At 57.5% G+C, this 11,398-nt stretch carries 9 protein-coding genes; 4 read left to right on the forward strand and 5 right to left on the reverse strand.

The genetic code is table 11. The features are described from left to right. Positions 1-32: 32 nt before the first annotated feature. The 5 genes from BMI87_RS21280 to BMI87_RS21310 all read right to left on the reverse strand — a co-directional run bounded on the left by BMI87_RS21280 (position 33) and on the right by BMI87_RS21310 (position 8,417). Entirely contained in the window at positions 33-1,724 is a 1,692-nt protein-coding gene (locus BMI87_RS21280; protein ID WP_078523476.1) for a recombinase family protein, read from the reverse strand. A gap of 433 nt (positions 1,725-2,157) precedes the next feature. Continuing rightward, entirely contained in the window at positions 2,158-4,335 is a 2,178-nt protein-coding gene (locus BMI87_RS21285) for an AAA family ATPase (protein ID WP_078523467.1), read from the reverse strand. Positions 4,336-4,413: 78 nt separating this feature from the next. Then, positions 4,414-5,424: a hypothetical protein gene (locus BMI87_RS22385; RefSeq protein WP_146681722.1), complete on the reverse strand. Its 1,011-nt coding sequence runs from the start codon at positions 5,422-5,424 to the stop codon at positions 4,414-4,416. Between the two features lie 791 nt (positions 5,425-6,215). Continuing rightward, on the reverse strand, positions 6,216-7,700 hold the full coding sequence (locus BMI87_RS21305; protein WP_078523471.1) for a hypothetical protein: 1,485 nt from the start codon (positions 7,698-7,700) through the stop codon (positions 6,216-6,218). Positions 7,701-8,120: 420 nt separating this feature from the next. Beyond that, positions 8,121-8,417 (reverse strand): DUF2384 domain-containing protein, encoded by a 297-nt coding sequence (locus tag BMI87_RS21310; RefSeq protein WP_146681723.1) that lies wholly within the window; start codon positions 8,415-8,417, stop codon positions 8,121-8,123. A 165-nt stretch (positions 8,418-8,582) separates the two neighbouring features. Here BMI87_RS21310 and BMI87_RS22390 point away from each other — a divergent pair, with 165 nt between their 5' ends. The 4 genes from BMI87_RS22390 to BMI87_RS21325 all read left to right on the forward strand — a co-directional run bounded on the left by BMI87_RS22390 (position 8,583) and on the right by BMI87_RS21325 (position 11,324). Further along, positions 8,583-8,774 carry a hypothetical protein gene (locus BMI87_RS22390; RefSeq protein ID WP_146681724.1) on the forward strand — a complete coding sequence of 64 codons (192 nt, stop codon included), beginning with the start codon at positions 8,583-8,585 and terminating at the stop codon, positions 8,772-8,774. Between the two features lie 128 nt (positions 8,775-8,902). Continuing rightward, on the forward strand, positions 8,903-9,724 hold the full coding sequence (locus tag BMI87_RS21315; RefSeq protein WP_146681725.1) for a hypothetical protein: 822 nt from the start codon (positions 8,903-8,905) through the stop codon (positions 9,722-9,724). Positions 9,725-9,782: 58 nt separating this feature from the next. Then, positions 9,783-10,847 carry a glycosyltransferase family 2 protein gene (locus tag BMI87_RS21320; protein WP_078523474.1) on the forward strand — a complete coding sequence of 355 codons (1,065 nt, stop codon included), beginning with the start codon at positions 9,783-9,785 and terminating at the stop codon, positions 10,845-10,847. A 126-nt stretch (positions 10,848-10,973) separates the two neighbouring features. Next, positions 10,974-11,324, forward strand: a complete 351-nt coding sequence (locus tag BMI87_RS21325; RefSeq protein WP_078523475.1) for a glycosyltransferase family 25 protein — start codon at positions 10,974-10,976, stop codon at positions 11,322-11,324. The last annotated feature ends 74 nt before the right edge of the window (positions 11,325-11,398 follow it).

Raw genomic sequence — 11,398 nt, forward strand, 5'->3', positions numbered from 1 at the left:
GCGGGATGGAGCAGCCCGGTAGCTCGTCAGGCTCATAACCTGAAGGTCGTAGGTTCAAATCCTACTCCCGCAACCAACGAATTCGACACCCCGCCCAAACCAAGGCGGGGTTTGTCATTTGTGCCATCCCCCAATCCCAGGATCGCACCCAGTTCCCCATAAAGCTCAATCACATGGCCGCTGGGTGCGTCCGGGTCCGGGTGCAGAACGATCTGCTCGATCAGGCCGCGCAGGATGGCTGTCGCCTCGCTGCGGCTATCACTGTCATTGAGCGCTACCGTCAGATCTTCCACCTTGCTGCGGTAGATCTCCGCAACAGCCGGATGGATGATGACGGGATCGGGCGTTGGCATCGTGGAAAGCCTGTCCTGGAGCGCGCGTTGCTCGGCCTCCAACTCATCCAGACGTTCCTTCATGCTCGCGTGGAACATACCGGCCATGATCGCATTCACGAGATTTTCGATCTCGCCGTCAATCTGTGCGAGGCGCTGTTCCGACGTCTTGCGTGCGTGCTCTGCTGAGCGTTGCTCCTTGCGCATCTCCTGTTGGAACTCCGCGACAAATTCCGCGATCAGGTCCGGATGCAAAAGATGTGCCTTGAGCCCTTCGAGAACGCGTGCTTCGATCTCCTCCCGACGGATCAGCGCACGGTTGGCGCAGGTTCCCCGGTTGCGGGCGGCGGAGCAGCCATATTTGACCTTGTTGACGAGAATATAGTTCGCGCCGCAGCAGGCGCATTTGAGCAGGCCCGAGAAAAGATGCGTGGGGCGCCTCGCGGCACCGAAGGCGTTCGGGCGATCATCGGCATTGATGGCGGCTCTGACGCCCTCCTGGATCTCTTTCGCGCGCCCCCATAGATCGTCATCGATGATCCGCAGATCTGGAACGTCCTCGATGACCCATTGTTCGGGAGGATTAGGCCGTGCCTGCCGCTTCCCTGTCGAAGGATCCTTGATGAACCGTTGCCGGTTCCAGACACGTCGACCGATATAGAGTTCGTTATTGAGGATCCCGGTTCCCCGTTTGCGGTTGCCCGAGATCGTCGAAAATGACCAGGTTCCAGCGGTTTTGCCCTTCGCGGCACGCGGGGCAGGGACGTTCCGCTCATTCAATTCGAATGCAATCGCCCGCGCACTCTCTCCAGCAGCAAAGCGTTCGAAGATATGGCGCACGATGGCGGCCTCGGTCGGCTCGATTACGAGATCGCCCGTGGTGAGAGAGCCATCGGGCAGAGCGTTTCGATCGAGGCGATAGCCGAAGCTGAGGCCCCCCGCTGACTTGCCTTGCCTGACGCGTCCCTCGAGGCCGCGATGGGTCTTCTGGGCGAGCTGGCGCAGAAACAGTGCTGACATCGTTCCGCCAAGGCCGATGTGCATCTCATTGATCTCGCCTTCGGCTTTCGTGTGTATTCCCACGCCGAGAAAGCGCATGCGCTTGTGCAGTCCTGCGATATGTTCTTGGTCGCGCGACAGGCGGTCGAGGCTTTCTGCAACCAAGATATCGAAACGACCCTGCATTGCTACTTGTTGCAGTTGCTGGAATTGCGGCCTTAGATGAGAGGCCCCGCTCATGGCCTCATCTGAAAAAACCTCAACGACCGTCCAGCCATGTTCCTCGCAAAATCGCCGACAAAGCCGGATCTGGTCGGTGATCGAGGCTGGGGACTGCAAGTCTGATGAATAGCGTGCATAGACGGCTGCACGAAGCGGATCGGATCTGAACATTTATCATTTCTCCGGCTCGGGGGTGGGATACTCCCGTGTCGCTTGCCGCGCGAGAAGACGTGCAATTTCGATGAGTGACGGATGCGGCGAAGAGTGGGGATCAAGCGCAGAAGTCCCACTCGCGGTCGCTTCCCGCTTGATCACCGGTTCTTTTCGCTTCTCCCGTCGTCCCAAAATCTTGATCCATCTGAGCATACTGCCGATGGGAGTAGTCTACTTCGTCGGGAGGACAGAAGCGCATGGATACCATCTCCCTGCGAGCTAGGAATGTGGATAACCTACTCGAAAGTAAGGAATTTACACTCTTGGCAAGGAACGCGTGAAGCTGCTGGCAGGCGGTGGCATATGACTGCCGAGCGCCTCGATGGACGAAAGTTTTTCCAAGAGTGCGTTTTGCGGGATTTAGCCACGACTAGGACGTCGTCCAATTTATTCAGGTCGCCAGGCGATCGTGCGGTCGAAACAACCGGGTCAGCCCATCTTCTCCAAGCTCACGTTTTTCCATGAGGCAAGCAGCCAGCGCCTCGACTGCTGACGCATTCTCACGGACCAAACCGCATGCGCGTTGCCATGCGGTGTCCAGCCGATTCCGGACGCGCGAACGAAGCGCGGGCGGGCTCACTACGGTGAGAGCATCGTCTGGGCTCCACAGTAACCCCTCGCTCCCCATTCCGTATCTATGCTCAATGGCGGTGCAGAGCTCGGTTGCGAGCGCAAGGTCCGATCGGCTCCCACCTCCGGATCCGTTCGACACTGCGCCGAGAAGAACATGCTCTGCGGCTCGGCCAGCGAGGAGTGCTACGACCTGGTCTTCGATGTCAGTTTGCAGCATCGAAACAGGGGCGGGCGCACGCTCGATAAAGCCATGACGTGGAGAAACTTGGACCCTGCGAACTGAGCCGGGACGAAGAAGATCGGCGACGACAGCGTGCCCAGCCTCGTGCATGGCGATACGCTTCAGGTCTCCTGACGTCTCTTCGCCATGCCCCAGAAACGTCCGCAGCGTCGGTGCATCGAGCATTCGGCCATTGTGTCTGGCATCAGATTTCGCCGCCCGGATCGCAGCGTCGAGCGAGGCAGGCGTGTGTCCAACGGCGACGCGCGCGATTTCTGCGAAATCCGCGTCGGTTAACATTCCCGCAAGCGCGTCACGCAGCATGGCTTCCAGGAAGTGACGATCAGGTAGCGGCACTTCGAGCGACACGTCGAAGCGTCCCGGTCGCAAGATCGCTGGATCAATGCGGGTAGGGTAGTTGCAGGCACCGACAAGCAGGACGCCTGGTTCGCGGGAGAGCGCATCGACTTCTTCGAGGAATGCGTTGATGACCTGGTCGCGATAGTTTCTGTTGCGCGGATCACGATCCTCACGACTGCCCACGGCGTCGATCTCGTCGATGAACATGACGCAAGGCGCCGCCGCGCGCGCCTCGGCAAAACTTTTCCGCATAGCGGCCAGCATGTGACCGAGGTGTCCTTCGGCTTGCCATTCCGCGAAACTGGTCTGCACCAAGGCGACGCCGGCGCTTTTGCCCATCGCTTGGGCAATCCAAGTTTTACCGGTCCCGGGTGCGCCATGAAGGAGAAGCGAGCGTGTAAGTTCCGACCAGTCGACCTCTCCTGCCTTCCAGGCAGCGAGATCTCGCACCATCCGCCACGCTTCCGCGTGAACCGGAGTGCGTTTTGCCATGGCCTCAAGATCAGGTAGGACCCTTCCCGAGAAAGACTTTCCTGCGCGGTTCTCGGTGAAGCCTGCGAACCGCTCAGCGACCGCGTGGGCTGTCGGTGCACGTAGTGCGATCAACCACTGCTCGCGACTGAATTTGGCCATCGCTTCGGGCGAGGGCAGAGTGGCGCGAATTGCCTCTTCGTCGATCGCTTCCATGTCCCCGCGGCTCGCACGCAGCAGAAACATCAAAACATCCGCGTCAGGCGGTAGTAGCGTGACCTGTTTGCAGGGCGGATGCAGGTAGGCATTGGGCAAATCGCGAGAGGCGATATGGGCAATGAAGAGCGGCGCACGAAGCGCGAGCCGCTCCGGGAGGAGTGCGGCCCCAACACCGCTTTCCGCGAAGAGAAGCGTTTGGTGCGGCGAGCCGCGAACGACTCTTTCGAGTGCCCAACCCGGTGGCAACATCGCGTCTTCAATGACGGACGTCAGGAATTTGATGTCATCCGTGTGGAGACCGTGGAGAACGGTGATCGCTCCTTGAGCGAGTTGATCGCGGAACTCGGTCTCGCTCCCGAACGCGGCCGCAAGTTGCAGGGCGATCAAGAGTTCGTTCGTCGGGATCGCGATGTCGTTCGGTTGTTCGTCAGGCTCGCCGCTGGGTCCCATTTTTTTGTCACCTCCGCCGGTGGCGCCCCTGTTCGGCGCCACGCGGTCGGAGGCAGGTGAGCGACATGATGAGTTTTCTCCAGTAGAGTTCCCCACGGCCTCCCAATCTTCAACGGGCGCGGGCCCATTCGTTTCCTCCGCGAAACTGGACTCCCATTCTCCAGGATTTTCGCATGCGCTGTCTAAGATCAGCGCATGGCGCAACCGAAGCCGGGCGATGACGTGTTCGGCGAAGGGTGCCCAAGGCGGCGCGGGGGTGATTTTGGTTCTTTTCATAAGGCAGCTCCAGGCAGAGAGAAGATGCACCCCGGCAAGAGCCGGGGTGGGAAAGGGAAGAAAGCTAGCGAGAGGTTCTTAGACCTTCACCCCACCGCTGGCCTGCGCGAGCACGACTGCATCGAGAAGACTCTCAATCTCGGGGCGGGCCCAGGGACGATATACTTCGCCAGTCGTATTCAGGAGATGCGCGAACTCCGTTTGCGGCACGACCGCTTCGATGAGGTGACGCGTAAGGGTGCCGTGCATTGTCTTTTCTGCGGAGCAGGCAACGCTTCCCGATTTCATTTCGACCTGTCGCAGGATCGTCACTGAAGCATCTTTGGGAATGCCGAGTTGATAGCGGTGGCGGCGCTCGGGGTCATTGCTGTAGCCCAGCTTCAACACATGATCCTCGCCGTGTCGGATATCGAGGAGATAAATGACGGAAGATCGCGCAGACCAGGATGCGCCGCAGGCGCCACAATCGACATGTCCACTCTGCATGTTGGCGCGTGCAACCCGTTGTTCATGGCCGCATTCGTGCCGATACATGCGGTAATTCGGGTCATTCGCAAGATCCGCGCCGAGCCGCTCCCAACCTCGCTCGATCGCTTCGTCTTCTTCGCGCGCGAGGTGGCAAATCTCGCAGCGCGCTTCCACTTCGCCTCGAGCAGCCCGCCCGACGAGCTCGAACTGTCGGCGCAAGGTGTGGCCACAGCTTGCCTCATAGAAACCGTAACTGGCGTCGGCGATGTCGTAGCCGAGGAAATTAAGACCGGCCAACCTTGCTGCTTCGCGTCGCCGAGCATCCTCACACGCTGTGCAGGCGACACTTGCGGTGCGCAGGGTGAAGAGCTTCTGTGCAACATGCGCTCCGCATTCCTCACATTCGAGGACGACGTGATAGCGATCGCGCACTCGGCGATCGATGCGAAAGCCCTTATCCATCGCGATCTCGATCCACGCGTCATGGATTTCGCCGGATACCTCGTGCCACTCTTCCGCTGGCGTGGACCGCGAACGACGCGGAATATAAAGAGGGGGGTGGTTCCCGGGAGGAATGACAAAGGGCGGCTGCGGGGTGGGGGTGGATACGTAGTGAGTCATCGTGACCTCTGAATTAAGCGCATCGGGACACGCGCTGCGTCCAAGAGATGGCGCAGGTCGGTCGCTCTGGCATTGATGGAAGGGAAGGGCGCTTAGGCGAGCGAGACGATGAACGAAGCGTTCTCGTCGAACAGCTCGTTCTTCAGAGGCTGGTGGCGCTCAGGCGCTTTGACGTCACCGTTGAGAGTGGTATTGGCTTGAATAGTCATTGTCTGGTCTCCACGAAAGATCAGGGATTGGCGGTCCTCGTCAATGTTGCAACCATTGGCGAGGACCAGTTTCGGCGTATAGCATTTGTATATACTCCGAATTTTAGAATGTAAAGAGGATGTATATACAAAAATGTCGCGAGAGCCGAAGACCAAACAAGTTAATCTCCGGATCACTCCGACCTTGAAGGATGCGGCGGATCGCGCTGCAGTGGATGATCAACGATCGCTCACATCGTTGATTGAGAAGCTTTTGACGGACTATCTCAAAGAGAATGGCTACTTGCCCAAGTAACGTGAAAGGGCGCGTTGCGCGCAGCGGAAGCTGTGCCGTCTGCAACTTAGATTTCGGCCTTCGGCGTATTCTCTTCTACCGATCGTTCAGGATCGTTCTGTCCACCATCGACCTCAACGAGCTCGCCCAGCTACGTATGGTCTGGGTTTCCCGCCGTCTGTGGCAGAGAGCGTCCGCCAGCAAGCTCCAAACGGTGGTCTGGTGAGCGCGGCAGGTCGTGAGCAAGGCTGCGAGGCGGGGGGGCTGCTTTCATCAAAACGCACCGTGATCGGCAAGCCGGGTAGGGCTTAGAGCCCCGGCCCCCTGTCGGTCTCGGGCGGCGCCTTATCCGGCCCGCCGCCCATCGCCGTGGCGACACGTTGCAAAAGGCCTGCGAAGCGGATGACCACCTTCTGGACAGTGCTGCGTTCGTCAGGCTCTGTCGCTGCGATCTGTTGCAGAAACTTCGGGGCTCGATGGAGGAACTGATCCGGTTCATTCATCTCCAGAAAGCGCCCATCCTCGACCATGCCCAGCATGTCGCGCATCGTCTCGAGACCGTCCTCGGACTCCTGAAGCTTCCGCGTCGCGACCTGCTCGCGGCGTTCTGCCGCGCGCTCCCGTTCGGCAATCTCGTCTTCTTTTGCATCGACCTTCTGCTTTCTCCGCACGAGCTCTTCGTTCTCCGTTTCGATCCCTTGCAACCTCTCCTTCAAAGTATCGACCTGTTTGCCCAACGCCTTTTCCTCTTTCTCCAACCTTTCCGCTTTGGTCCTGTTCGAAAGATCCAATTCCCGCTGTGCGGCTTCAACCTCCGCAATATGGCGTGCATGCGCCTTGCGCTCCGCATATTGCACTGTAGAGAGCCGCTCGTTCCGGGGGCCGTGGCGCAGCAGGCCACAGGGTTTGCCGACGGCCTCGTAATAGTCGTCCTGAAAGGACGCCATCGCGGCCTCATAGGCTGCCTTTTCAGAGTTCTTCGCAGTTTTGTTTTTGCGCGCCTTGTGCAGGTGGCGGTCATTCTCGAAGGTCCAAGTCGCGAGAGCCTCGGAGTTTTGCCGCTCGATCTCGGCGCAGCCCGTCTGCCATGCAGCGATCTGCTCCTCATAGTGGCTCATCCGCCGGGCCTGCGTCACACGGTTCTTCGACGGCTTCGGGCGCTTGGGTTTCAACGGCCGCGACAAGGGCTCCGGACGGGGCAGGGAGGTGAGTGCCTCAGCAGGACCATGGGCGGTGCGCAATGCTGCGGCTGCGACCTTGCCCACATGCAGCTTGTTCGCGCTGAGTTTCGGATCTGTCAAATTGACGGCGAGGACGTGGATATGGACATATTTCTCGTCGAGATGCATCACCGCCGAGGCGGAGAGGCCTTCAGGCATTCTTGCCCGAAAATCCCTCAGCAGGCGATCGGTCCATGTCTCGATCTCGGCGATGATCTCTTCCGAGCCGCCAAGATACTCAGCTGAGGTGATCGGGTGGGAATGGATTTCCGTGTAGAGCGTCGGTGCGTCCGTCTTCAGCCCCCGCTCGTAGCTGCCACCGCCTTTCTTGCGCACGGTTTCCCGGATCTCGGCCCGATGCGCATCATGGAGACGACGCAGCTCAGCCGGGGCGATCAAGCCGAAGCCAGTCAGGATCTGAGGCGGGCGGGGCGTCGCGATGTGCCTGGAATATCGCTGGTCTCGCAGCGCCTCGCCGAAGACCTGATTAAGGTCGTTGTAGTGATCCTTCGTTCTCTGAACCAGGGTCGGCTTGAGGCTGTAAGTCTGAATATGGACGAACTGGTAGGCCATGGCGCAGCTCTCTGATTACGATCATGGCAACCTATTTATACAGGCTCAGCGAAAATCCGAAACGGAATCGGGCTCTCTTGAAGCGAAGCTGGGGATAACCTAGGGTGCTGATAACGTTTGCGAAATTCTATTTCGAAAACGGCCCCGGTGTGGGCTAGATACAGCGACAGACTGTAGGTAGCTAAAGCTACCATCGTCTGCCCCTTACGCCGGGGAGGCGCTCCGTCGGGTCGAAATCCGCTGACGCAGGATCTCGACCCAACTGCGCGGATGGCACGCCATCCTTGCCAAAGCGTCGCACCAGCGCGCGACGAGATGCAAACGGCCGCCCGGGGGGCGCGCCGCAGACGAGGCGATGTGCTAGGATGGGATCGGTGTGCTGAACCTATGCTGGGCGGGGTGGCTTGAGAGGGGTGGCGGTCAGAGCCCCATCGCGACGCCCTCGCACTCGCACCGAATCTCGAGCAAGGCTGGCAGTCCGCCTTCAATCCCGACATCGACCGGCCGCGCGCCCGCAAAGAGCGGCCCCGTATTGGCCCGGGTCATCCAGGCACATGCGATCGGATCCTCGAAATAGGTGCCGAGCGCCTTATAGATAATGAAAGGGACGAGGTGACGGTGACTGATCTTCTGTTGAGGGGTAGTCTCCGGATCGAAGTTCTGCTCATCGTCGAGGCCCGACTCCGACGTCCCGAGGAAAGCCGCGGCCTCACGCACGGAGAGGTTCCATTGCGCAACAAGGCTGCCAGAGGCTTTTAGCCCTGCGATCGTGATCTCTTCGCTGCCGCCAACTGCGAACTGGAGCCTATACCTGATTATGTCTCTGTGATATCTCTCATGTAATTTCACGGGGGAATTTCCGAGGGGACCATGGGATTTCGAATGGCCGTTGCCGACTGGATTTCTGGTGGCATGATTGAAGAACTTGAAGCGGAGGCTGACTGGGCGTGGGAAGCTCTTTCTAATGAAGCTGTGGCAAGAAAAGTAGCAGGCTATCGTGCCGCACTCGACGCGATCATCGCGGAGCCACATCGGGCGCGCGAAATCGCTGAGAAAGCTATCGATTCAATCTGATCCCCTGAAACTGGACGGTTCGAAGTTGGAGTTTTCGACCGCTGATTCCGGGCAGGCCTAGAAGCGGAAATGCATGTAAGTATCTAAGTCCACAGACGCGTGAGCGTTCGTCCAGAAGCAAGGTGAAGATGCCGAAAATAGAAAAGAATAGCGGTGCGCTGTATTGCATGGGCTTCTGGCCAATTGAAAACAACCGGAAACGAAATGCGGAACACTATACGAGATTACTACCCGAAACCATGAAACTTCTGCGTGGAAAGCGCTTGCATCTTTTCTATGATGGGAATGATGTTGGAGAAACTTTCGCAGCAGAGGCAGAAAGAAACGGCATTGAAGTATCGAAAGCCAAAATCTCCATTTCGGACCTTCCGACGTTCGACGCAGTCTTGCCAATAATTTCAACGTGTGAGCGCTTGGTGTCGGAAGGCAAGCACCATGATGACACGCCCGCTCGCGAGAAGATGTCGATGCACCTGAAACGCGACTACTTGCTGTCTGGTGCAGAGGCGTTCCGGTCGATGGTGACTATCTGGACGTCCAAGATACCTCTTCTCGCCGAATTGTCCCGTTCGGCACCCGCTGGCGTGAATAGCGTGGCTTGGGTGGATGCTTCAATTGCGAAATTCAAAGGCAGCCGCACGAATTGGAATTTCATGAATCAGACGCTTCCTAACGACCGGGTTGCACACTATGCCAGCCCAATGTTTTTCCATGGTGCGCCTTTGCCGCTGAACGCAAGCTTCCTCTCTGCGTCCATTGATCTCTGGCCGACGGTCAACGCCCGCTTCCTTGAAGAACTCGTGGACAGAGCAGGAGACGGGTATGTTCATGATGAAGAAACGATCATGAGTGGCGTGGTGGCGAAATACCCTGAACTTTTCCAAACGCTCGGGAGGCCTGTAAGAGGCATTAGGCGCCTCCCCTTGAAGATATCCTCTTTGGTTCAATGAGCTTGGTCGACGCAATAAACTCCTCATTAGCCAAGTTCTCCTGGGAGGTGCGCGGGTAATGGAAGTGTTATCCAACTCCTCGGCTCATGACGCGGAGCAACAGGCAAAATGGTTAAGCATTCTGGTGCCGACCTACAACGCCGAACCATATTTAGCAGAGTGTCTCCGCAGCATATTCGACAATATCTATGAGTTACCCGAAAAGGCGGCCGAAGCGATAGAAATTATCGTTCTCGATGATGCCTCCAAAGACGGCTCGCGAAAGATAATTGAAGACTTTAGATCCCGCTTTTCAGAGACAATTTTGGTCATCGAGCATGATGTTTCTAGCGGTGTGAGTGCCGCAAGAAATAGTCTAATCGCGAAGGCGAAGGGTGACTATATTTGGTTTATCGACGCTGATGATTTAATGGCACCCGGCGTTATGGTCGATCTTCTTGATATCGTAAGCCGTGTCAAACCTGACTATATCATGTGCGACTACGCAACTTTTTCGAACGAGACGGTCGTTCTATCGAAACAGACTCGCAAAGCGACGTTCAAAGGGGCCTCGAATGTCCTAATCAAAGATCGCTCGACGGCGCTTTACGGTCTGTTCGAAACTGGCGCTCTACATCCTTGGTCGAAGATACACCGGCGATCGCTCTATGGGGATACTTTGGCGTTTCCGATCGGCAGGATCTACGAAGATCTGCTTGTCATGCCATTGCTTGCATCGCGCGCAGAGAGCTTCTTTCACGTGGCAGAAACTTGGATTTTGCATCGAAAGCACCAGGGAAGTCTGATTGGTTCAAAAGCGATAAAGAATGCCGAAGACAAATGCTTTGCGTTGGTTGCGCTCGCTGGTGAATTCGAGAAAGAACGCGGTCGCCTTTCGAGCCGATTTCTAAGCGCATTCTACTATTTCGTTGGGCGACACATGCGCGTTCTCTTGAAACAGCTCGTTCGCAGCGCCGATTTCGAGACAGCGAAGGACGCGTATAGCACATGTTCGAAGATGTTGAGCAGCACTTCGATCCGCATCGATGGACGGGTGCGCAATTCCTTGATTAGACGGGGCCGATTTGGGAAGCTGGCCGGGCTACTGATCTGGAAACGCCGGGCGCAAAAAAGGTTCGATTAGGAAAGTTGCTTCGTCGCACCAGCCGCAACATTGACGCCCCTCACTGCCCTGCAAGAACGTAGATATCGTCGAGTAAGTCGACATTTCTATGCTGCTTTCGCAGACCTGATCTGGGAAACCTGAACAATGTCGACAGAAAATGAACCTGACTGGCCTATCTTGGTCATCTCCCTGCAGGATGCCGCCAAGCGTAGGGCAATGGTCTCGAAGCAACTCGAGGCGCTTGGTTTGTCATTCAAGTTCTTCGACGCAATCGATGGTCGCTCCGGGTTGCCAGCAGCTTACGAAAGTCAGGTCGATCGCGCTGGCACCGAGGCATATTTCGGTCGCCCTATGAGCGATGGTCAATATGCCTGCGCTCTCTCCCATCTCGCGGTTTACCGGCAAATCGTCGAGGAAAAGCTTCCGGGTGCGATTATCCTCAAAGATGATGCGATTCTCGGGGACGCTTTCGCGCTCTTCTTGAGGGAGAAATGATCTGATCCCCGGAAACTGGACCGTTTGAAGCTGGAGTTTTCCGCTACGCTTCCTTGGCTGGAAGAGGAGTGGAA

It is taken from the genome of Thioclava sp. F28-4 (assembly GCF_002020045.1).
In the GTDB taxonomy this organism is placed as follows: Bacteria; Pseudomonadota; Alphaproteobacteria; order Rhodobacterales; family Rhodobacteraceae; genus Thioclava; species Thioclava sediminum.

Bases quoted from the DNA above. Each gene is read 5' to 3' on its own strand.
- BMI87_RS22390 (WP_146681724.1), top strand. From the start codon at position 8,583: ATGGCCGTTGCCGACTGGATTTCTGGTGGCATGATTGAAGAACTTGAA.
- BMI87_RS21305 (WP_078523471.1), bottom strand. From the start codon at position 7,700: ATGGCCTACCAGTTCGTCCATATTCAGACTTACAGCCTCAAGCCGACC.
- BMI87_RS21285 (WP_078523467.1), bottom strand. From the start codon at position 4,335: ATGAAAAGAACCAAAATCACCCCCGCGCCGCCTTGGGCACCCTTCGCC.
- BMI87_RS21325 (WP_078523475.1), top strand. From the start codon at position 10,974: ATGTCGACAGAAAATGAACCTGACTGGCCTATCTTGGTCATCTCCCTG.
- BMI87_RS21315 (WP_146681725.1), top strand. From the start codon at position 8,903: ATGCCGAAAATAGAAAAGAATAGCGGTGCGCTGTATTGCATGGGCTTC.
- BMI87_RS22385 (WP_146681722.1), bottom strand. From the start codon at position 5,424: ATGACTCACTACGTATCCACCCCCACCCCGCAGCCGCCCTTTGTCATT.
- BMI87_RS21320 (WP_078523474.1), top strand. From the start codon at position 9,783: ATGGAAGTGTTATCCAACTCCTCGGCTCATGACGCGGAGCAACAGGCA.
- BMI87_RS21280 (WP_078523476.1), bottom strand. From the start codon at position 1,724: ATGTTCAGATCCGATCCGCTTCGTGCAGCCGTCTATGCACGCTATTCA.